Origin of the sequence: Myroides phaeus, from assembly GCF_009799805.1 — a bacterium.
Taxonomy (GTDB): Bacteria; Bacteroidota; Bacteroidia; order Flavobacteriales; family Flavobacteriaceae; genus Flavobacterium; species Flavobacterium phaeum_A.
Genome location: NZ_CP047050.1, coordinates 1,223,415 through 1,246,159 on the forward strand (window position 1 = coordinate 1,223,415; position 22,745 = coordinate 1,246,159).

Sequence of the window (22,745 nt, forward strand, 5' to 3'; positions counted from 1 at the left end):
TATCGACAGTGTTCTGGTACTTTTAACCAAAGAAATGCTTGTTTTCAAGAAGGAAGTACCAGAAATATGTCTATAAATTGTCACTTACTGCAAGTGAATATTTATGTAATGTTTTGTGTATGCAGTATTTCAAAAGCTAAGTATTGTTGATTAATGAGGTAAGTATTTTCTCACTAATCCATAAACCCAAGTACCAAGAAGTGCACCAACAATAGCGAAGATAATTGAGTAGAATCCTGCACCAAAGTTAGCAAACATAGGTCCTGGACAAGCTCCTCCAAGTGCCCATCCTAATCCAAAGATTATTCCACCAAATAAGTACCTTGGAATACTCATATCTTTTGGAGTAAATATGATTGGGTTACCAGAGAAGTCTTTAATGTTTTTCTTTTTGATAATTTGTGTTGCTATAACTGCTATAGTTAATGCTGTTCCCATAATACCATACATATGGAAACTGTCAAATTGGAACATCTCATAAATTCTAAACCAAGAAGCGGCTCCTGATTTAAACATTCCAATTCCGAATATCATTCCTACGAATAAATAAGCTAATTTTTTCATTTCGAATATAATTTAAAAGATGAATGGAAATAATAAATGAACCATAATAAGACCTCCAATGAAGAAACCAATTACAGCAATTAATGAAGGTAATTGTAGATTACTCAATCCACTAATAGCGTGTCCTGATGTACAACCACCAGCATAACGAGAACCAAAACCTACAAAGAAACCAGCTAAGATTAAAATTCCAATATTCTTTAAAGAAGAGAAAGTTTCGTTGCTGTAAAGTTCTGTTGGTACATAAGCTTTACCAGCACTCTCAATTCCTAATTCGTTTAATTTTTGAATGGTGTTTTCTCCTAAAGGAATAGCAGCTGCGTCAACACTTAAAAAGTGATATGCAATAAAACCTCCTGCAATTGTACCTACTAAGAAAAGTAAGTTCCACGTTTGTGCTTTCCAATTAAAGCAGAAGAAATCACACGATTTACCAGCTCCCATCATCGAACACATAGTTCGCAAGTTTGATGAAAAACCAAAAGATTTACCAAGAAGTAATAATAATATTAAGGTGATTGCGATAAATAATCCACCAAGATACCACGGCCAAGGCTCAAATATCCAACTCATTTTCTTATTGTTTAAAGAATTAATAATAGTACAAAGGTCTCTATTAAAAATGACACAGAATGTAACTTAGGATACACTACTGCAAAAAAGATATTTGGCAATAAGTGGTACTATTAGTGAGGTTTTTCATAGCTTTATAAAACCAAAAATTAAATCATAAATTTAAAAGAGAAGATTATGAAAGAAGCTAATCACAAAGTAGTTTTTCAATTAAACACAGATAATATAATTGAGCAAAATGCTTTGATTACGTATATCACAAATGTGAAAAATCACTGGGCAGATGATGTAGTAATTCACGTTGTTGTACACGGACCTGGAATTGGTATGGTGCGAAAAAGTAAAACGATGGTTGGAGAAGGATTGAGAATAGTTATGCAGAAGGGGATAAAGTTCTATGCGTGTCAAAATACGATGAATGCAAGAATGATATCGGAAGATGATATTATTGAAGGAGTAGCTTTTGTACCATCAGGATTAGTTGATATAATTGAAAAGCAAGAACAAGGATGGGCTTATATTAAGTGTAACCTTTAGTTGTAAATATTACGCCTTTTAAAAGTCGTTTAATTGAAACTCTCTTTACTTTTGCAAGTAGAATTTTTTGAAATAAAAAATAGTAATGAATATTGATACGAATGCTTTTTGTACGTTTTTAGGAGCAGAGGTTTTGGGAGAGAATGCCCAAGATAATTTGACAATTACAAATATCTCTGTTGATAGTAGGTCTTTGTTAAATGATGAGCATACGTTATTTTTTGCTTTGCAAGGAAAGAACCACAATGGGCACATATATATAAATGAGTTAATCACAAAAGGAGTTAAGTATTTTGTGGTATCAGAAGATAATCTACCTAATGAAACTTCTGGTGTCGTTTATTTTAAAGTAAAGAATACATTAGCTGCTTTCCAAAAAGCAGCTAATTTTCATCGCAGTCATTTTAATTTACCTGTAATTGGAATAACAGGAAGTAAAGGAAAGACTGTAGTGAAAGAATGGTTGAACTTTTTACTAAATGAAGAGTTCTCTGTTATAAAGAGTCCGAAGAGTTATAATTCTCAAACGGGAGTTCCTCTTTCTGTTTTTGGAATTGAGGAGAAACACAATCTTGGAATATTTGAAGTTGGTATTTCGACTATCGGTGAGATGGAACGATTAGAGCCAATAGTTAAACCTACAATAGGTGTGTTTACTGCTATTACTGAAGAACACAGCGAAGGGTTTGAGAGTGTAGAACAAAAAATTCAAGAAAAGATTAAGTTGTTTACAAATGTTGATAACATCGTTTGTGAAGACGATATTCGCATTACCTCTTTCTTACCAAAAGACAAGTTGTATTGTTGGAGTTTTGACAATAAAGAAGCACAAGTTTTTGCGTCTTTGCAGAATGATACGTTAATAGTTACTCCAAATGCTAAATCTGCTTTTGAAGTTAATTTACCTTTTTCAGATAATGCTTCTGTTCGCAATATTCTTACCTGTATCACTACGATGCTATTAATGAATTATTCGACTGAAATAATTAAGCATCGCATAGAATTATTATATCCAGTTGAATTGCGATTGCAGTTAAAAGACGGATTGAATAATTGTACTTTAATTGATGATGCTTATAATGCCGATTATCAGTCGTTAGTAATTGCCCTTGACTTTTTAGAGAAACACAAGATAAATAAGTCTAAAACTGTTATTCTATCAGATGTGTTTAGAAGTGGTTTTGAAGAAGCTGAATTGTATGATTTAGTTCGTTCGTTACTCCTTAATAATAATATTACACGCTTAATAGGAATTGGGAATCATATAACAGAGTACTTATATGGTATTCCAAATACTTACTTATTTAAAACAACAGAAGAGTTTCTTCAAAAAATGTCTGTTGAAGATTTTTCAGATGAGACAATTTTAATCAAGGGAGCAAGAGCATTTCGCTTTGATAAGATAGTTACTGCCTTGGAAACAAAAACGCACGAGACAGTTTTAGAGGTGAACTTAAATGCCATACGACATAATTTGAACTTCTACCGTTCTAAATTAGAAAGTAAGACTAAGATTATGGTTATGGTTAAGGCGTTTGGATATGGTAATGGTAGTTTTGAGATAGCAAAATTATTAGCACACGAGAACGTTGACTATTTAGGAGTGGCATTTGCGGATGAGGGTATTGATTTGCGTAAAGCAGGTGTTAATACTAAAATTATTGTAATGAATCCTGAGATAAGTACGTTTTCTGCTATGATTGCGTATGACTTAGAACCAGAGGTCTATTCTGTCAGAGAATTGAACGCTTTTCTAAAAGTAGCTCGTGAGCGCAATTGTTATCAATATCCAATTCACATTAAGTTAGACACTGGAATGCATAGACACGGTTTTTTAACCAATGAACTTCAAGAGTTAGTAGAATTGCTAAAGACTACAAATGTTGTAGAAGTTAAGTCGATTTTTTCACATTTATCGTCAAGTGATATGCCAGAGTATCGTGAATTTACTTTGGATCAGATTAATATGTTTACCAAAAATGCAGATTACTTAATGAGTAGTCTTGATATACAACCTATACGTCATATTTTGAATACGTCTGGAGTTTATAATTTTTCAGCGTATCAAATGGAAATGGTTCGCGTTGGAATTGGTTTATATGGTGTAGGGAATGATGAAGAGGAGATGAAACAATTACATAATGTAAGCACATTGAAAACACGTATTATGCAGATAAAAGAAATTGAAGATGCAGAAAGTGTTGGGTACGGACGTCGCTTTAGAGCGGTTGGAAAAACGAAGATTGCAACAGTACCTATTGGGTATGCAGACGGCGTACATCGTTCTTGGGGAAATGGAGTAGGATATGTGTTAATTAATGGACAGCAAGCACCAATTGCTGGCTCAATATGTATGGATATGTTAATGGTTGATGTTACCGCAATTGATTGTGTAGAAGAGGATGAGGTAATTATTTTCGGACAAGATTTACCAGTTACACTAATTGCGAATAGAATTAACACTATTCCGTATGAAATATTGACAAGTGTAGCACAACGTGTGAAAAGAATTTTTTATGAAGAGTAAATTTGTACTATTTTTGCTCACTTAAACTCAATACTAAAAAAAAGAAGACTATGGGATTTGTAAAAGAATTTAAAGAATTCGCTGTCAAGGGTAATGTAATGGACCTTGCAGTTGGGGTAATTATCGGTGGTGCATTTGGTAAAATTGTTACCAGTGCTGTAAACGATGTAATTATGCCGCTTGTATCTGCTGTAATTGGTACACCAGATTTTTCAAATATGTATACAGTGTTAAAAGGTACTGTTACAGAAGGAGCTGCATTGGCAGATGCTAAAGCTGTAGAAGGAGCTGTAGTTTTTGCTTATGGTAATTTCATTACTGAAGTGATTAGTTTCTTATTATTAGCTTTAGTTGTATTTATGCTTGTTAAAGGGATAAATAAATTAAGAGAAGCAGAAGAGAAATTAACTAAAAAGAAAGAAGAAGAAGCTGCTCCTGCTGTTGAAGAGCCAAAAGGACCGTCACAAGAGGAGTTGTTATCTGAGATCCGTGATTTGTTAAGAAATCAAAAGTAAAAGTTAACTTTCATTAGGTTAAATAAAACAATATATGTTGTTAAAGCCACGTTTAAACAAACGTGGCTTTTTTTATGCTAATTATTGATTGTGTTATTTTTATATATTTTAATGCGTTTTTTTCTGTAAAAAAGCCTAAATGATGAATAAAGTAGTAGTTATATCTTTGTTAAATAATATTTTATAAAAACTTAAATCAAGGTTGACTTTGTGGAATTTTTGTTAGTTATTTGTTAACGATAAAATAATAAATAGTTAATAAGTATGAGGAAATTTCTACTTCATTTCTTTTTGATGTTTATGACGCTTACTATAAGTGGTAGCGTATATGCTCAAAATAAAGAAATTAAAGGTAAAGTTGTAGCTGCAGATGACGGTATGTCATTACCAGGTGCGACTGTGTTTATTAAAGGCACAAAAGAAGGAGTTCAAACTGATTTAGACGGTAATTACTCTATTAAAGTTAAGAGTAATGAAACTGTATTAGTTTTTGAATTCATGGGATTCAACACTGTTGAAAAAAAGGTAGGAGCGCAATCTATTGTTAACGTATCTTTAGCTGAGGCTACAGAAATGATTGATGAAGTTGTTATTACTACAGGTTATGAAAAGCTTTCTAAAAGAACTTTCACAGGAGCGGTAAGTACTATTTCTGAAAAAGAATTGAAAGTAGATGGTGTAGCTGACGTAAGTAGAATGATTGAAGGTAAAGCTGCAGGGGTTTCAGTACAAAACGTTACTGGTACTTTTGGTTCTGCTCCTAAAATCACTGTTCGTGGTTCATCATCAATTCTTGGAGACACTAAACCATTATGGGTTATTGATGGTGTTGTTCAAGAGGATATCGTAAACGTTTCTTTCCAAGACTTAGCTTCTGGAAACTCTGAAACTTTATTAAGTTCTGCTATTGCAGGATTGAACAGTAATGATGTTGTTAGTATCGAAATCTTAAAAGATGCTTCTGCTACTTCTATCTACGGTTCTCGTGCAATGAATGGTGTTGTTGTTATTACAACTAAATCTGGTATCAAAGATTCTCCAATGAGAATTAACTATACTATGGAAAATGCTATTCGTACTGTGCCAAGTTATGCACAATATGATATTTTAAACTCTCAAGAAAATATGTCTATTTTACAAGAGATGTCAGGAAAAGGATTGTTAGAGTATCCTGATGTTGTTCAAAATAGATATGGTGGAGTTTACAACTTATTAGCTCGTTCTATGGGACAAGTTAATCCTGATGGATCATTTGTTGTAAGTAACTTTAATTCTGATAAAAATAAGTTTTTACAGCCGTATGAAATGGCTAATACAAACTGGTTCAAAGAGTTATTTAGACCAAGTATTACTCAAAACCATACTTTAAGCTTCTCTGGAGGTGGTAAAAACAATGCATACTTTACATCTATTGGATACTACACTGATCCAGGATGGACTATTGCTGACCAAGTACGTAGATTAACTATTAATACAAAAAATACTTTCTTCGTTACAGATAAATTTAATTTATCATTTGGTGTTAACTTCTCTAACCGTGATCAAAAAGCGCCAGGAAGTTACAGTAGTAAAACTGACGTAGTTAATGGTGGTACTTCAAGAGACTTTGATATCAACCCATTTAGCTATGCTTTAAATACATCAAGAACTTTACGTGCTTATGATGGAAGTGGTAACTACGAGTATTACCGTATGAACTGGGCTCCTTTTAACGTATTGAATGAGTTAGAAAATAACGAAATCGATATGAACGTTAAAGATATTAAAGCTCAAATTGATGCTGAATATAAAATTTTACCTAAGTTAACTTATAATGGTAGTGCGTCTGTACGTTATGCAATGTCAAAACGTGACCACAATATTTATGAAGGATCTAACGTGGTTGGTGCTTATAATGCAAACGAAACAACTATCGTTAACAAACAAAATATTTTCTTATATCAAGATCCAAACGATCCTGATGGAATTAAAGTTCCTGTTTTACCAGAAGGTGGTATCAGATACCGTCACAACAATAACTTATTAGCTTATAACGTAAGAAACAGTATTAGCTATAAAGATGTTTTCGCTGATAAACACGAATTAGAAGCATTTGTTGGTACTGAAATGCGTTCAGTAGATAGAAATTATGACTATTTAAGTGCTTTCGGATTACAATTTAATAAAGGATATGTTCCTTATACTGACCCTCGTCTATTAGAAAAAATTATTTCTGATGGTGGAACTTATTATGAGTTTGATGAAGAGCGTGAAAGAACTGTAGGTTTCTTTGGTAAAGCTTCTTATATCTATGATAACAGATATATCTTGTCTTTAACTGGACGTTATGATGGTTCTAACAGACAAGGAGATAGTAATGCTTCTCGTTGGTTACCAACTTGGACTGTTTCTGGAAAATGGAATGCTAAACAAGAGAAATTCTTATTGGATAATGAAACAATCAGTAACTTAAGCTTCAGAGGTTCTTACGGATTAACTGCTACTGCAGGTCCTGCTACTAACTCTTTAGCTATTTACAAAAGTATGATTACTGATAGACAATTTACTGGAGAAAGAGAGCCAGGATTAGAAATCGAAGATTTACAAAACGGTGATTTAACTTGGGAAAAACAACACGAATTAAACGTTGGATTTGACTTAGGTTTATGGAATAATAGAGTTCAATTAGTAGTTGATGCTTATCAAAGAAAAGCGTTTGACTTAATTGATGTTGTAACAACAAGTGGTATTGGTGGACAAAGATCTAAATTAGGTAATAATGCAGATATGACTACTAAAGGTATTGAGGTAGCTTTAACTACAAGAAATATTAGTACTCCTGATTTTAACTGGACTACTACTATTAATGCTTCTTACTACGATCAAGAAATTACAAGACTTCAGAATATTTCGAGAGTTATTGATTTAGTTGGTCCTACAGGAGGTAATGTAGTTGGAAGAGCAAGAAACAGTATTTATTCTTACCAATTTACAGGATTAAACGGAGAAGGTCTTCCTACTTTCGTTTTAGCTGATGGTGTTACTAATAACGTGTTTGGAGCTAACTTCCAAGATAGAACTGACATCACAGGATATTTAAAATATGAAGGATCTGTTGAGCCTAACAAATCTTTAGGTATTACAAATACTTTTAGTTACAAAAACTGGTCATTAAATGTTTTCATTGTGGCTTCAGGTGGTAACAAAATTAGATTAAACCCAGATTTCAAAGGAAATTATACAGACTTAGATGTATTCACTAAATCTTTCCAAAATAGATGGATTAATCCTGGTGATGAGCACATAACTGATATTCCTACTATTGCTTCTGCTTGGCAGATTGCTAACTACGGTAGCTCAAATATTAGTAAAGCTTATAATACGTATAACTATTCTGATGCACGTATTGTTGATGGTGGTTTCGTAAGATTAAAAGATGTTTCTTTAAGCTACGAGTTCCCTGATTTGTTAAAGAAACAATTGAAATTATCTAATTTCTCAGTTAGAGCTACAGCAAGTAACCCTTGGTTGATTTATGCTGACAAGAAATTAAATGGACAAGATCCTGAGTTCTTTAGAAGTGGTGGTGTTGCAATGCCAGTAACTACGCAATACACTTTAACTTTAAATGTAGGATTCTAAATTATAGATTATGAAAAGAGTTAAAATATTAATTGCAAGCTTAATATTAGCTGCAAGTTTTACATCATGTAGTGATTTCTTATCTGAGATTCCAGATAACAGAACTCAGTTAGACTCTTCTGTAAAAATTGGAGAGCTTTTAGTTACTGCTTATCCTCAGTATGGTTATCCTTCATTTACAGAGTTAATGTCTGATAACGTTTGGGATTGTGGAGATGAAACAATGACAATTGACTATCATTTATCAGAATTTAAATGGGAGTTAGAAGAGAGAATATCTCAAGATTCACCTTCTGCTTATTGGGATGGTTGTTATAAAGCTATTGCTGCTGCAAACGAGGCGTTAGATGCTATTGATAAGCTTGGTAATGATGACGGTAAATTAAACGCATTAAGAGGTGAAGCATTAATGGCGAGAGCTTATGCACACCATATGTTAGTTCAATTATGGTCTAAAGCTTATAATCCAGCTACAGCTGCTTCAGATGTTGGTATTCCATACGTAAATAAACCAGAGCGTAAATTAATTCAAGAGTATTCAAGAGGTACTGTTCAAGAAGTTTATGCAAATATTGAAAAGGATTTATTAGAAGGTCTTCCATTATTAACGGATAATTATAAACAACCGAAATTTCACTTTAATAGAACAGCAGGACATGCATTTGCATCTCGTTTCTATCTAACTATGGGGAATTTTGAGAAGGTTTTAGAACATTCAGAATATTTAGCTGCTAATCCAAGTGCTTTTATTAGAGATTATGCTGAATTTAATGCAATTAACTTAAATGCTAAATTCCAACAGTATAGTAGACCATCTGTTAGAACTAACTTATTGTTAACTACTGCTGTTTCTTCTTATAACCGTTATAATAGATATTCTCGCTTCTGGTTAACAGGTGCTGACGAAGGAATCATTATGGGTGCGACTATTCAAAGTCAAGGTATAATTAACTCGAAAAACCCTTGGAATAAATGGTGGTTATATGATTCTGGTTCTTTCAATGGTCAAAAAACTATGGTTTATCCTAAATTAGGAGAGTACTTTAGATTAGATGATCCATCTGCTGGAACTGGGTTACCTTTCGTTAACTTTGTATTATTGAGTAACGATGAGGTTTATCTTAATAGATTAGAAGCTTTAGTAATGACTAATAGAGTTCAAGAAGCTGTTGACGGATTGAACTTCTTTTTAGCAGCTCGTACTGAAGGGTATGTTGCTTCTTCTGATAAGAAAGTTGATATTGCTAAATTGAAAGCATTATATCCTGCTGAAGAAGGTTATTTAACACCTGCCTTTGAAATGACAAATGAACAAGCTATTGTTATGAATGCTATTTTAGAAGCAAAACGTAGAGAGTTTATTCAAGAAGGACAAAGATGGTTCGATGTTAAGCGTTTCAATATTGTTGTAACACATGAATTTGTTTCAGGAGAGAAGTTAGTATTAGGAAAAGATGACCCAAGACGTCAATTACCTTTACCTCTACACGTAACAGCTGCTGGAATACCAGATAACCCAAGAAACTAATTTGACTATGAAGAAAATTGTAAGATTTGTAAGTTTATGTTGTTTAACTGCTATGTTCGGTTTAACAGCATGTTCTCAAGAAGATAGTTTAGGGGATTCAAGATTAGATACTACTCCTGAACAAAAAAATGCGTTGGATACATGGATTGATGATAACTACACTTATCCATACAATATGGCTGTTTTTTATAAATGGGATCCATATAAAGTTGACCAAGCACGTTTTTTAACTCCGATTGAAGTAAATAAAGTACAACCAGCTCTTGAAGTAATTAAGACTATTTGGTTAGATAGTTACAAAGAAATTGCTGGGGAAATGTTTGTTAAGAAAACTGCACCAAGAGAATTGGTAATGGTTGGGTCAGTAAATGCTAACACAACTAATACTGTAACTTTAGGGTTAGCTGAGCAAGGTGTAAGAATTTCTTTATTCTCAATGAATTATTTAGATACTAAGAATAAAGCAGAAGTTGAAGAATTTATTCATACTATTCAACACGAATATGTTCACATTTTAAACCAAGCTATTCCTTTTGATGAAGGAGAATATGGTAAGATTAGTGGTGCATATAGAGGTGACTGGCAAAATGGTAAATTACCAGAAGCATTTAAGTTAGGATTTATTTCTACTTACGCTCGTTCTAATGCTACTGAGGATTTTGCAGAACAAGCTTCTTGGATGTTAAAGGATATCAATGCTTATAACAAATTGGTGAAAGATAATCCATATCCAGAAGGAAAAGCTAAGATTCAACAAAAGGAGGCTTTCGTAGTTAAATATTACAAAGAAGCATTCGGAATTGATTTTTATGAGCTTTGTAACTTAACAACTGCAAATACAGAGAAAGCTGTTAACAAAAAATAAAAGTTAGAGATGAGAAAAAATATATTAAAAGCTTTTATTGCTTTTGGAGCAATAGCTATGTTTGCTTCTTGTAGTAGTGATAACTTTGAAAGTAAGTTTGATGAAAATCCAACTGAACGTTTTGAGAATAGAAAAAAAGATTTAACAAACGATCTTTTATCAAGCGAGTTCGGATGGAAAGCTACCTACTTTACGAATGATCAAAAATTCGGTGGTTATACGCACTTAATGAAATTTAAAGATGCTACTAACGTTGAAATGATTAGTGATTTTGATTATCAAAGCTATAATGGTTTGAAAGTTATAGAAAGTGAGTATAAAATCGGATGGAGTACTACTGTAAGCTTGATGTTTAATACTCCTAACCATATTCATATGTTAGGAAATAATCAAATCGCACCTGGTAAAAAAGGAAAAGGTTTTGAAGGAGACTTTGAGTTCTTGTTTAATGCTAAAAATGGACTTGATTTAGATTTCATTACTGTTAGAAGTGGTGTGAATGTTAAATTCGAAAGAGCTCAAGAGAGCGATTGGGAAGATATTAAATTCCATTACGATACTAAGAATGCATTGAATGTAAAGAGAAATTTAGTATTAGTTGAAAATGGTGAAGAAACTACATTTAGTTTCCAATTTGACAGAAATACAAGATGGGCTTGGGTTTTAAATGCTGATCAAACAGAATCTGTAAATGGTACTGGTGGTATTGGAATCGGGTTTAGAAAAGATGGAATTGTTATTAGTCCAGCTATCGAATTCGAAGATGGAACTTCAGTTTCGGAATTTGTTAAAGATGGAACTACTTATGTAGCACAAGTTGGTACTAACAGAGTTATTATCAAATAAATTTTAAAAGAGCCGCGATAGCGGCTCTTTTTTTTGTCTTGTATTGTAGTATCTTTGAATCTCATTTATTAAAGCAAAAGAATGCCATTATTAAAGGTTACAGATACAGGAAATGCTATTGTTTATCTTTGGAGGATTGAAGAATCTGTTGAAGAACTACTTGCTGGAGTAAACTTGCGAGAGGCAAGTAGTACTCGTTTAAGCAGTATGAAATCTGAGGTTCACAAACAAGGATTTTTAAGCATTAGACAATTACTTAAAGTTGCTGGATATAGCGATAGTGAGTTGCTATATGATACTAATGGCAAACCTTATCTAACAGATAAGAAGTGTATTTCTATTTCGCATTCATTTCAATATGCTACGATTATTATAAGTAATGAAAATGTAGGTATTGACATAGAAATGAAAAGAGAAAAGATTAAGCGTATTGCAGCTAAGTTTTGTAGTTTAAATGAGTTAGCAGCTGTTGAGGAAAGCGATAATGATATTCTCGAATTAACAACAATTTGGTGTGCAAAAGAGGCTATGTTTAAAATGTGTGACTCTCGTAGTTTAAGTTTTAAAGATCATATGTCTGTCGATGTTAGGCAAAGTATTTGTGAGGTGAATGCTAAAGCGTTCAATAAACAATTTAGTTTTGAAAGTGTTGACTTAGAAGATTTTTTATTAGTCTATGCTTTTGAAAAATAGAATAATAGTTTGTTTATAACTCTAAAATTGTATTTTTGGAGTGAAAATATATAGATTGATATGGAAAATAACTTTAATTACGTGGCAGTTGCTCACGAGTCAGAAGCTGTAAAAGCACAGTTTTATAAGAAGACGTATGCAAACCTTGCAATAGGTGTTTTAGCATTTATCGTTTTCGAAACAGTATTATTAAATACGCCTATTGTTGTAGAAGGAATGTTTCAATTAATGGGTATGGGTAGATTCTCTTGGCTTATTGTTTTAGGAGCTTTTATGGGGGTTACTTGGTATGCTCAAAAATTAGCTAATGAAACAGTGAACAAACCGAAACAATATGCTGGTTTTGCACTTTATGTATTGGCTGAAGCATTTATTTTTGTTCCGATTCTTTACGTTGCAATGCAAATGACTAATGATGGTTCTTTAATCGTTCAGGCAGGTATTCTAACTTTAGCGTTATTTGGTGGATTAACAGGAGTAGTGTTTGGTTCTAATGCTAATTTCTCATTTTTGCGATCTATTTTAACGATTGGTTTCTTCCTTGCATTAGGTACTATGATTGCAGGAATGATATTTGGATTTAACTTAGGTTTATGGTTCTCTTTAGCGATGGTAGCTTTAGCATCAGGATCTATTTTATATTCAACTTGGCAAATTAAAAACGAGTATGCTGCTGATCAATATGTTCCAGCTGCGTTGTCTTTATTTGCTTCTTTAATGCTTTTATTCTGGTATATCTTAAGAATATTAATGAGTAGAAATAACTAATTGTAGTTAATAAATTATACTTTTGAACCGCGTTCCTTTTGGATACGCGGTTTTTTATTAAATCATTTTCTTATGTTCGAATTTTTCTTTGGCGCTTATAAAGATGCCACTACATTGCAAATCGTATTAGAGATTATCGTTTTTTTCTTCGGAATTTTTAGTGTTTGGTATGCAGGAAAAGAAAATATACTTGTCTTTCCTACAGGATTAATAGCAACAGTTATTACCGTTTATTTATTATATAAAGCGGGGTATTTAGGAGATATGGTACTCAATGGGTACTATTCAATTATGAGTATCTATGGTTGGTATAATTGGTCGCGTGGCAAAGGGGGAGAGGATTCGCTTAAAATTAGTAGAACAAATAACAAAGAAAAGTTATACGGTTTTCTCATTTTTGTGGTTACTCTTTTCGTAATCTTCGGCGTTTATAAAGTAGCTGGAAATGAGATTATGCCAGAGAACTATATCGATATTTTTACATCAGGAGTTTTCTTTACTGGGATGTACTATATGGCACTAAAGAAAATAGAGAACTGGACTTTGTGGATTTTTGCTGATATTATATCTATTCCTTTGTATGCTTATAGAGGGTTAGGAATATTGGCAGTGCAATTCGCTATCTTTACCATATTGGCGATTATGGCTTATATATCGTGGTATAAAATTTTAAAAGCAGAAAATGAATAAGGAAATAATAGAAAGAGAATTAGATTTTAAAGCAGTGCGCAGTGGAGGTGCTGGTGGACAACACGTCAACAAAGTGTCTTCAAAGGTTGTGCTTTCTTGGAATTGCAGTGCTTCAGAAGGTCTTTCAGAAGATGAGAAAACGTTGTTTTTAGAACGTTTTAGCAATAGAATATCGAAAGATGGCTTGTTGGTTATGGATGCCGATAGTACGCGTAGTCAGATTAAAAATAAAGAGATTGTTATAGAACGTTTTTTCCAGCTTTTGGCATTGGGCTTAAAGATTGAGAAACCGAGACGTGAAACAAAAGTTCCAAGACGTGCTATCTTAAAGAGAAAAGACAATAAACAACAAATGTCGTTGAAAAAAGCACTTAGAAAGAGACCGAATTTTTAGTAAAAAGGATAGATAACTAAATCTATTTCAGTTATAACTACAATATGAGATTTATTATTACCTTTGCAAAATAAATCTCAAAGGGGTGCCGTACGGCTGAGATCATACCCATAGAACCTGGGCGGGTAATGCTGCCAAGGGAGTAAAGTAATCGTTGTTCAACGGTTGCTATGGAATAAGTGTAATTATTAATCTATTAAATAATTGCCCCTTTTATTTGTGAAAGTATTTTTTACGAATGAAAAAAAAACTAACTAATCCTTTATTAGCTCTTACCTTGTGCGTTAGTGCACAAATGTCTTCTTTAGCCCAAGAAAAACAAGTTAATGATTCGATCCACCATACTTCGTTGGATGAAATTGTTTTATCTGCTGTTAAGATTGACGACAAAACACCTATTGCATATAGCAATTTATCAAAGAAAAACTTAGCTGCTCGTAACTTAGGACAAGATATTCCGTCTATGATGGGATATATGCCTTCTGTTGTTACTACTACAGATGCAGGAAATGGTGTGGGATATTCAAGTTTTAGAGTTCGTGGTTCTGATGCTACAAGGGTAAACGTAACTTTAAACGGAATACCGTATAATGATGGTGAATCTCAAGGTTCTTTCTGGGTTAATATGCCTGACTTTACATCTTCTGTTCAAAGTTTACAATTGCAAAGAGGGGTAGGAACATCTACAAATGGTTCTGCGGCTTTTGGAGCGAGTTTAAATCTAAAAACAGATGACTATTCTCACGATGCTAACGGAGAAATTTCAAACTCTTTTGGTAGTTATAACACCAGAAAATCAACTGTAAAATTCAGCACAGGGTTGATGAATAACAAATTTGAAATCGCTGGTCGTTTATCTGATATGCATTCAGATGGATACATAGATCGTGCTGAATCAAAAATGAAATCATACTATTTACAAGGAGTTTATGTAGGTAATTCGTCTTTGGTTAAAGCAATTGTTTTCGGTGGAAAACAAAAAACTTACCAAGCGTGGAATGGTGTTGAACAGGCAGATATTGATAAATATGGTCGTCGTTATAACCCAGCTGGAAATTATAAAGATGATGAAGGTAATGTACAATTTTACAACAATGAAACGGATAACTATATCCAAAATCATTACCAATTACATTGGAGTGAGCGTTGGTCTGATAGTTGGACTTCAAACGTGTCATTACACTATACAAAAGGGGATGGATACTATGAAAACTATAAGAAAAAACAAAAGTTTAAAGAGTATGGCTTCAAACCTATTGTAGTTGATGGTAAAGAAGTGAATAGAACAGATCTTATTCGTAGAAAAGGATTAGATAATCACTTCTATGGTGCAGTGTTTAGTACAAACTATCACACAGATGATTTTAGCCTTTCAATGGGTGGAGGTGCTAATAAGTATGAAGGAGATCACTTTGGTCAAGTATTATGGACTAAAGAAGCTGTAGCGCATAGTTATAAGCAAGAATACTACAGAGATAGTGCTGTTAAAACGGATATGAACTTTTTTACAAAAGCTACTTGGCAGTTTACAGATAAGTTTAGCTTATTTGGGGATATGCAATATAGACGTGTAACTTATCAAACAGAGAGCCTTGAGGTAGGGGATTTGAATGAAAACTTTATTTTCTTTAATCCTAAAGCTGGTTTAACGTATCAAGCAAATGAGAATAACCAAGTTTATTTTTCTTATGCAAGAGCTAATAGGGAGCCAAACCGTACGGATTATAAAGAAAGAAAAATGGATGTGTTGCCTAAAGCAGAACGTTTAGATGACTTTGAGTTAGGGTGGAGATTTAATGGAAATGGATCTACAATTAACGTGAATGCATACTATATGAAATACAAAGATCAGTTAGTTGTAACTGGTGATTTGAACGATGTAGGAGCAGCGGTTAGAGAAAACTCTAAAGATAGTTACCGTTTAGGTATAGAAATTGATGCTAATGTAAAAGTGTTAGATAAGTTATATTGGAGTCCAAGTGTAACAATTAGCTCAAATAAAAACAAAAATTTCGAGTACTTCTGGGAAGGAGAAAGAAAGAATTTTGGAACAACAGCAATTGCTTTTTCTCCTGATTTCGTAGCGTCAAACGCATTGACTTATTTACCTATAAATGGGATGAGTGTTTCATTATTGACTAAGTTTGTTGGAGAACAGTTTATGTCTAACATTGAAACAGAGAATTCTAAGTTAGATTCTTATTTTGTAAATGATTTAAGTGCTACTTATGAGTTTCCAATTAAAGGATGGGTAAGAAGTATAGGAGTGTCTGTATTGGCTAATAATATTTTTAATGTGAAGTATATTTCTAATGGATATTATTGGACAGGGTATGATGGAACGAGTATGATGGATGGAGCAGGATATTATCCACAAGCAGAATTTAATATTTTAGCAGGACTTACAATTAAATTTTAATTTGTATCTTTTGATTAACAAATTGAAAAGTAAATTAAATAACTTACGATTACAGCAGTGATGGGTCGAAAAAGGAGCGTAAGCTCTACATTGTTGCAGAAAGCCTTTTACGAAAGTAAAAGGCTTTTTTTGTGGGTTTTATACAGTGTGTTTGTATAGTGTATGTATACTCTATGTATACCCGTTGTATACTTTCTATGTAAAAATATACAAGCATTTTACATATGATATACAAAAAGAATACAAGCAACACGCATAAAACGATTATTGTACTTGAAATACATAGTATAAGTATATGTTTTTGTAAGAAGTTACTTGAGTTTTTTGTATAGAAATAGAGTTTTAAAAACCCAAATAAAGGTGCAAGGAGGCTATCTTTACTTAAACAGAGTAGTATCTGATATCGATTTCAAATAATTAAAATAATATTATGGAATTACCAATGTTATAGCAAGCATTATACTAATAATTTACAATTAAATAGTCTCCCCTTTTAGTAACAGGATAGGGTTTAAGCTGATAATTAATGCCAGGGGTTAGTGATTGTCCAGTTATCAAGCTAAATTGTGCTTCTTGTCCATTGTGTTGATGAATACATTTACAATTTACATAAACTCCTTTGTTGTCTTTGCGCATTAATCGAGAACACGGTCTCTCAATTGCGTGATTAGGACAGGCTAAATCATAGGCGAAAAACTGCCCACCACCATTAAAAATAGCTACTCCCATAATTCCTTCATTATAATTTATATAAACACCTCCTGGGTTTAGTACTTCTAAGGCATCAGGATTGTTTAGATATACTGAAAAATTCACCGGTTGACTTGGTAAATATGGGTTAGCGTATTTGCTATTGCTTTTACTACAAGCAACCAATATTAGGACAGAGAAAATAAATAGAAAAGCTTTTTTCATAGTATAAAGTATTTGCAAAACAAATTTAATTATTTAACTTTGACAAATAGAGTTCAAGATTTTATATATAGATTAAACGAAAAAAAATAATAAATATTTTATAGGAAGAATCCCGTTTTATGGGATTCTTTCTATTTATATAAACCAGATAATTATGAGTAAGATTTCGTATTATACTGCAGAAGGTCTTAAGAAATTAAAAGACGAGTTAGAGCAGTTAAAAAGCGTTGAGCGTCCTAAGGCATCACAAGCTATTGCTGATGCAAGGGACAAGGGGGATTTATCGGAGAATGCTGAGTATGATGCAGCTAAAGAAGCACAAGGTTTATTAGAACTTAAAATCGCTAAATTAGAAGAAGTAGCATCTAATGCAAGACTTATAGATGAATCTCAATTAGACAACTCTAAAGTGTTAGTATTGTCTAAAGTTAAGATCAAAAACCAAACAAACGGAATGCAATTAACTTACACGTTAGTAGCAGAAAGTGAAGCTGATTTAAAAGCAGGAAAAATTTCTGTAACTTCACCTATCGGAAAAGGTTTGTTAGGTAAATCTGTTGGGGATGTTGCTGAAATTAAAGTACCTAATGGAATTATGAATTTTGAAGTTTTAGAAATCTCAAGAGACTAATTAAAAAAATAAGATATTATGAGTTCTATTTTTACAAAGATCATCAGTGGAGAGATACCTGCTTATAAAGTTGCAGAAGATGATAATTTTTTAGCATTTTTAGATATTAATCCTAATGCTAAAGGACATACATTGTGTATCCCTAAGAAAGAAATTAATAAGATTTTTGATATGGAAGAAGATCATTATATCGAATTAATGAAGTTCTCTCGTAAAGTTGCTATTGCCTTAGAAAAAGCAGTGCCTTGTAAACGAGTAGGTGTAGCAGTTGTAGGTCTTGAAGTACCTCACGTACACGTTCATTTAATCCCGTTACAGGAAATGGATGATATGCGCTTTACGAAAAAAGAAAAATTAGCTCCTGAGGAGTTTGAAAGTATAGCGAAAACTATTAATAGTCATTTATAGGACTAATAGAAAGATAGAAGAGAGGCTGCCCCATAGGACAGCCTTTTTATTTTTTATAAGTAATACAGAAGGTAGTTCCTTTACCTATTTCTGAGTGTAATACTTTTATTTTTCCATTTTGGAAATCTTCAACGATTCTCTTCGTTAGTGATAATCCTAATCCCCAACCTCTTTTTTTAGTGGTATAACCAGGTTCAAATATTTTGTTGAACATTTTTTTAGGAATACCTCCTCCTGTGTCGCTGATAAAGATGTTTACTTGTTTTGTATTTTCTTGAATTAAGACATCTAAGCCTCCTTTTCCTTTCATTGCATCAATCGCATTCTTAATTAAGTTTTCTATAGTCCAGCTGTGTAATTCTTTATTTAAAGGGATAAGAATTTCGTGTTGCGGACTTTCAAATGTAAAGTTGATTTGTTTAGAGTTTCTTAATCGCAAATAAGAAAATATTTTCTCTGTTTCTGCTACAATATCAATGTTGGTTAATTGTGGTTTGGAACCAATCTTAGAAAAACGGTCGGCAATTATTTCTAATTTCTTGACGTCTTTTTCGATTTCTTCAATTATTTGAGGATCTACATTGTCTAACCTCATAATTTCTAACCAGCCTAATAATGACGAAAGAGGCGTACCTATTTGGTGGGCTGTTTCTTTTGCCATTCCTGTCCATAGCCTATTTTGTGTGGCTATCTTATTGCTTCGATAGAAGTTGAATAATAAGATAGTGAAAAACAAAAAGATTAATACCAAAGAGATAGGATAGTACTTTAACTTGGTAAGTAAAGACGAGTTTCCGTAGTATAGGTATTGTGTGCTTTTCCCTACTTTAATTTCAATAGGAGGGTTTTGTGATTTTAGCTTTTTGAGGAAGCGTATTGTTTTTTCAGAACTGTTGATAATTTTATCATCAATATTGATCATTGATAAAATACTATCCTTATCTGTTGTTTGTATGATAGGAATTGTACTGTTTTCTGTAATGATTAATAGGGGTAATGATAAGTCAGTATCAAATTGGGTTGCATCATTTAAAGTATTAGATGCTTCTGCCCAGATGTTCATTTTTATTCGTTCTTCTTCTTTGTAAGTTTGAAAGAAGGAATAGGTATTCCACAAAATAACCAATAGGGTAACGAATGCCATTGCAATGACAGTCCAGCGAAATATTTCTTTTTTTCTAGTCAATTTTTTGTTGATTTGTAATCAGTATTTAAAAGTAAATAAAATAAATGAATTGCATACTTAGTTAAGTAGCTAATAAAAATTTTTACCTTCATAAAAGCTTTTGTAACTTTACTTTTTGCACTTAATATTAATTATTGATGAAAACAATTACACCAAAAGACATATCAACAGTTGACTTACAGCGCTATTTACAAACTGCTGTAGGGCCAAGACCTATTGCTATGGCAAGTACAGTAGATGCAGATGGACGACCAAACTTATCGCCATTTAGTTTCTTTAACTTGTTTAGTGCAAATCCACCTATTTTAGTTTTTTCGGCTTCAAGAAGGGTGAGAGATAATAGTTTAAAACACACATTGTTTAATGTACAGGCAACGATGCAAGTTGTTATAAATGTTGTAAATTATGAAATGGTACAACAAACTTCTTTGTCGAGTACAGAATATAAAGATGGGGTTAATGAGTTTGTGAAATCAGGCTTAACAATGATTCCGTCTGAGATTGTAAAGCCATTTAGAATTAAAGAGAGTCCGGTTCAATTTGAATGTGCAGTACAGGAGATAATTCCTTTAGGAAATGAAGGAGGAGCTGGAAACCTTGTAATTTGTGAGGTGTTAAAAATGCACATAAGTGAAGAGGTGTTGGATGAAAATGGAAATATTGACCAACATAAGATTGACTTAGTTGCGCGTATGGGAAGCAATTGGTACACGCGTGCAAATGAAGGAATGTTTGAGGTTGAAAAACCATTGACAACTTTAGGAGTTGGGGTAGATGCCTTGCCTAAAGAAGTTGTAGAAAGTGGCGTTTTCTCTGGAAACGATTTAGGTATTTTAGGTAATATAGAACAGATACCTACAGATGAAGAGGTTGCTGAATTTGTAGCTTCAAATGGTGAAGTTCAGGAATTAGTAAAGCAGGGAAATCAAAGCGAGAAATTTAAAAAAGCAAAAATATATTTAGAAGAAAATAATGTACCTTTGGCTTGGAAAACAATTTTAGCTAAATAGTTACATTTAAATAACGAGGTAAAAAAGATTAACATGGAAGTAACAGGAAGAATCAGATTAATAGGACAAACACAAGATATCAGCTCATCTTTTAGAAAAAGAGAGGTTGTTGTAACAACAAGTGAACAATATCCTCAACATATTATGATTGAGTTTACTCAAGATAGAGTAGGTTTATTAGATGCATATCAAGTAGGACAAGAAGTAAGAGTATCTATTAATTTGAGAGGAAGAGAGTGGCAAAGTCCACAAGGTGAAACAAGATACTTCAATACAATTCAAGGATGGAGAATTGAGCCTTTTGCTCAAGGACAAGAAGCTCCTCAATTCCAACAACAACAGTCTTACGGAGGACAACAAGGTGGTTTTAACCAAAACCAACAACAAGGTTCTCAGTTTGGACAAACAAATCAGTTTGCTCAACCAAACCAACAAGGTGGATTCAACCAAACGCAACAACAAGGTGGTTTTAATCAAAACCAACAACAGGGTGGTGGAATGCCTCAACAGAACTTTCAGCAAGGTGGTCAACAACAGTACAACCAATTTGCTCAAAATAATAATTCTGGTAATCAATTCCCTCCAGCTTCAAGTTATAATGAAGAGGAACACGATGATTTACCATTTTAATTAATAGTATAATTTAATCCCTAAGTTCTCTTACTTAGGGATTTTTTTTATTTATAACTATATGATTGTACTTTTAGACGAGAATACTTTATTTTTTCCTCCTGTTGATGAAACACACGAATCTGGTATTATTGCTATAGGGGGTGATTTGTCTGTGGAACGAATTGCTTTAGCTTATAAATCGGGTATTTTTCCTTGGTTTGAAGATGGAGAACCGATTACGTGGTGGTCGCCTGAATATAGAATGGTCTTGTTTTTAGATGAATTACGCGTCTCTAAGAGTATGCGAAATATCTTGAATAGAAATATTTTTAAGGTTACTTATAATACGTGTTTTCGAGAAGTAATTATGCATTGCCAGAATGTAAAACGCGAAGGACAATTAGGTACTTGGATTACGGATGAGATGTTAGAGTCATATTGTAAATTACACGAATTGGGGATTGCAAAGTCTGTTGAGGTATGGCAAGAAGACCAATTGGTGGGAGGATTATACGGTATGGATTTAGGACATATATTTTGTGGTGAGAGTATGTTTTCTCTTGTGCCGAATGCCAGTAAGGTTGCGTTTATTAATTTGGTAAGAAAGTTAGCGGAAGAGGATTACGCTTTGTTAGATTGTCAAGTGTATAATGATCATTTAGACAGTTTAGGTGCTCGTGAGATACACAGAGAAGAGTTTATGGAATACCTCCATAGGAAGTAATCAGAAACTGAGTTTCTGTACTTCCCAATGTAAGGTATCTATGATAAGCAATTGATTGTTTAAGTGCGGTAAACCTATGATTACTTTTAGGGCTTCTTGTGCCATCATTGTTCCTATAATTCCAGGAAAAGTTCCTAATACACCGTTTAGGCTACAATTAGGGACATCACTTTCATTAGGTGGTTCAGGAAACAAATCTCGTAGGTTTTTACTCTTGTTGTGATTAAAGACGGCTAATTGACCTTGAAAACCTAAAATGGTTCCATATATAAGGGTTTTATTTAACTTCACACAATAATCGTTTACTAAATAACGAGTTTGAAAGTTGTCAGAGCCATCAATAATGTAGTCGTATAGACTGAATAACTTTTCTATATTTTCTATTGTTAGTTTTTCGTTGTAAGCAGTAAATACAATGTTTGGGTTAAGATTGTAAATTTGCTGTTTTGCTATTGCTGTTTTGGCAACTCCTATATTTTTGGGCGTGAATAAGATTTGACGGTGAAGGTTGTGTTCCTCTATTACGTCAAAATCTACTACAGCCAAGTTACCAACGCCACAAGTAGCTAAATAGGTTAGGATAGGAGAACCAAGTCCACCCGCGCCAATAACTAATACTTTTGCATTTTTGATAAGTAGTTGTCCCTCCACCCCAATACTATCCAAAGCCATTTGTCTGCTATATCTCAAAAAATCAGCTGTGTCTATCATATTCTATT

The 22,745-nt window shown here is 33.0% G+C and carries 22 protein-coding genes and 1 riboswitch; of the genes, 17 read left to right on the forward strand and 5 right to left on the reverse strand.

What is annotated here, in order from left to right:
• Positions 1–150 precede the first annotated feature (150 nt).
• Positions 151–564, reverse strand: coding sequence for a DUF6691 family protein (locus GQS07_RS05525; RefSeq protein WP_158209960.1), 414 nt, complete (start codon positions 562–564; stop codon positions 151–153).
• A gap of 12 nt (positions 565–576) precedes the next feature.
• Positions 577–1,137 (reverse strand): YeeE/YedE family protein, encoded by a 561-nt coding sequence (locus GQS07_RS05530; protein WP_158209961.1) that lies wholly within the window; start codon positions 1,135–1,137, stop codon positions 577–579.
• Positions 1,138–1,314: 177 nt separating this feature from the next.
• On the opposite strand from GQS07_RS05530, the gene GQS07_RS05535 reads away from it, so the two are divergent.
• From GQS07_RS05535 to GQS07_RS05590, 12 genes are all read left to right on the forward strand, one after another.
• Positions 1,315–1,674 (forward strand): DsrE family protein, encoded by a 360-nt coding sequence (locus tag GQS07_RS05535; RefSeq protein WP_158209962.1) that lies wholly within the window; start codon positions 1,315–1,317, stop codon positions 1,672–1,674.
• An 85-nt stretch (positions 1,675–1,759) separates the two neighbouring features.
• A complete protein-coding gene (locus GQS07_RS05540; RefSeq protein WP_158209963.1) occupies positions 1,760–4,201 on the forward strand; it encodes a bifunctional UDP-N-acetylmuramoyl-tripeptide:D-alanyl-D-alanine ligase/alanine racemase in 2,442 nt (813 codons plus the stop codon).
• Positions 4,202–4,251: 50 nt separating this feature from the next.
• Positions 4,252–4,716, forward strand: coding sequence for a large conductance mechanosensitive channel protein MscL (gene mscL, locus GQS07_RS05545; RefSeq protein WP_158209964.1), 465 nt, complete (start codon positions 4,252–4,254; stop codon positions 4,714–4,716).
• Positions 4,717–4,980: 264 nt separating this feature from the next.
• Positions 4,981–8,337 (forward strand): SusC/RagA family TonB-linked outer membrane protein, encoded by a 3,357-nt coding sequence (locus tag GQS07_RS05550; RefSeq protein ID WP_158209965.1) that lies wholly within the window; start codon positions 4,981–4,983, stop codon positions 8,335–8,337.
• Between the two features lie 10 nt (positions 8,338–8,347).
• Entirely contained in the window at positions 8,348–9,865 is a 1,518-nt protein-coding gene (locus GQS07_RS05555) for a RagB/SusD family nutrient uptake outer membrane protein (RefSeq protein ID WP_158209966.1), read from the forward strand.
• Positions 9,866–9,872: 7 nt separating this feature from the next.
• Entirely contained in the window at positions 9,873–10,730 is an 858-nt protein-coding gene (locus GQS07_RS05560) for a substrate import-associated zinc metallohydrolase lipoprotein (protein WP_158209967.1), read from the forward strand.
• A 9-nt stretch (positions 10,731–10,739) separates the two neighbouring features.
• Positions 10,740–11,576: a DUF4302 domain-containing protein gene (locus GQS07_RS05565; protein WP_158209968.1), complete on the forward strand. Its 837-nt coding sequence runs from the start codon at positions 10,740–10,742 to the stop codon at positions 11,574–11,576.
• Between the two features lie 81 nt (positions 11,577–11,657).
• Entirely contained in the window at positions 11,658–12,269 is a 612-nt protein-coding gene (locus GQS07_RS05570) for a 4'-phosphopantetheinyl transferase family protein (RefSeq protein WP_158209969.1), read from the forward strand.
• Between the two features lie 60 nt (positions 12,270–12,329).
• Positions 12,330–13,037 (forward strand): Bax inhibitor-1 family protein, encoded by a 708-nt coding sequence (locus GQS07_RS05575; protein WP_158209970.1) that lies wholly within the window; start codon positions 12,330–12,332, stop codon positions 13,035–13,037.
• Between the two features lie 72 nt (positions 13,038–13,109).
• Positions 13,110–13,727, forward strand: coding sequence for a nicotinamide riboside transporter PnuC (gene pnuC, locus GQS07_RS05580; protein ID WP_158209971.1), 618 nt, complete (start codon positions 13,110–13,112; stop codon positions 13,725–13,727).
• Positions 13,720–14,121 carry an alternative ribosome rescue aminoacyl-tRNA hydrolase ArfB gene (gene arfB, locus GQS07_RS05585; RefSeq protein ID WP_158209972.1) on the forward strand — a complete coding sequence of 134 codons (402 nt, stop codon included), beginning with the start codon at positions 13,720–13,722 and terminating at the stop codon, positions 14,119–14,121. Before pnuC ends, arfB begins: the two co-directional genes overlap by 8 nt.
• A gap of 71 nt (positions 14,122–14,192) precedes the next feature.
• Positions 14,193–14,281: riboswitch (TPP riboswitch) on the forward strand.
• A 78-nt stretch (positions 14,282–14,359) separates the two neighbouring features.
• Positions 14,360–16,540 carry a TonB-dependent receptor gene (locus GQS07_RS05590; protein WP_158209973.1) on the forward strand — a complete coding sequence of 727 codons (2,181 nt, stop codon included), beginning with the start codon at positions 14,360–14,362 and terminating at the stop codon, positions 16,538–16,540.
• Between the two features lie 462 nt (positions 16,541–17,002).
• Here the strand turns inward: GQS07_RS05590 and GQS07_RS05595 are convergent, their stop codons facing one another.
• On the reverse strand, positions 17,003–17,455 hold the full coding sequence (locus GQS07_RS05595) for a Rieske (2Fe-2S) protein (RefSeq protein WP_158209974.1): 453 nt from the start codon (positions 17,453–17,455) through the stop codon (positions 17,003–17,005).
• 154 nt (positions 17,456–17,609) lie between these two features.
• On the opposite strand from GQS07_RS05595, the gene greA reads away from it, so the two are divergent.
• On the forward strand, positions 17,610–18,086 hold the full coding sequence (gene greA / locus GQS07_RS05600) for a transcription elongation factor GreA (RefSeq protein ID WP_158209975.1): 477 nt from the start codon (positions 17,610–17,612) through the stop codon (positions 18,084–18,086).
• An 18-nt stretch (positions 18,087–18,104) separates the two neighbouring features.
• Entirely contained in the window at positions 18,105–18,494 is a 390-nt protein-coding gene (locus tag GQS07_RS05605; protein ID WP_158209976.1) for an HIT family protein, read from the forward strand.
• A 46-nt stretch (positions 18,495–18,540) separates the two neighbouring features.
• On the opposite strand, the gene GQS07_RS05610 is transcribed toward GQS07_RS05605, so the two are convergent.
• On the reverse strand, positions 18,541–19,680 hold the full coding sequence (locus GQS07_RS05610) for a sensor histidine kinase (protein WP_158209977.1): 1,140 nt from the start codon (positions 19,678–19,680) through the stop codon (positions 18,541–18,543).
• 137 nt (positions 19,681–19,817) lie between these two features.
• On the opposite strand from GQS07_RS05610, the gene GQS07_RS05615 reads away from it, so the two are divergent.
• The 3 genes from GQS07_RS05615 (at position 19,818) to aat (ending at position 22,026) form a co-directional block, all read left to right on the forward strand.
• Positions 19,818–20,690 (forward strand): flavin reductase family protein, encoded by an 873-nt coding sequence (locus GQS07_RS05615; RefSeq protein WP_158209978.1) that lies wholly within the window; start codon positions 19,818–19,820, stop codon positions 20,688–20,690.
• A gap of 33 nt (positions 20,691–20,723) precedes the next feature.
• The gene (locus GQS07_RS05620; RefSeq protein ID WP_158209979.1) at positions 20,724–21,320 is read left to right on the forward strand and encodes a DUF3127 domain-containing protein; all 597 of its coding nucleotides are present in this window, start codon (positions 20,724–20,726) and stop codon (positions 21,318–21,320) included.
• A 61-nt stretch (positions 21,321–21,381) separates the two neighbouring features.
• On the forward strand, positions 21,382–22,026 hold the full coding sequence (aat, locus tag GQS07_RS05625; protein WP_158209980.1) for a leucyl/phenylalanyl-tRNA--protein transferase: 645 nt from the start codon (positions 21,382–21,384) through the stop codon (positions 22,024–22,026).
• Here aat and GQS07_RS05630 read toward each other — a convergent pair whose 3' ends face one another.
• Positions 22,027–22,737 carry a HesA/MoeB/ThiF family protein gene (locus tag GQS07_RS05630; RefSeq protein ID WP_158209981.1) on the reverse strand — a complete coding sequence of 237 codons (711 nt, stop codon included), beginning with the start codon at positions 22,735–22,737 and terminating at the stop codon, positions 22,027–22,029.
• Between the last annotated feature and the right edge of the window lie 8 nt (positions 22,738–22,745).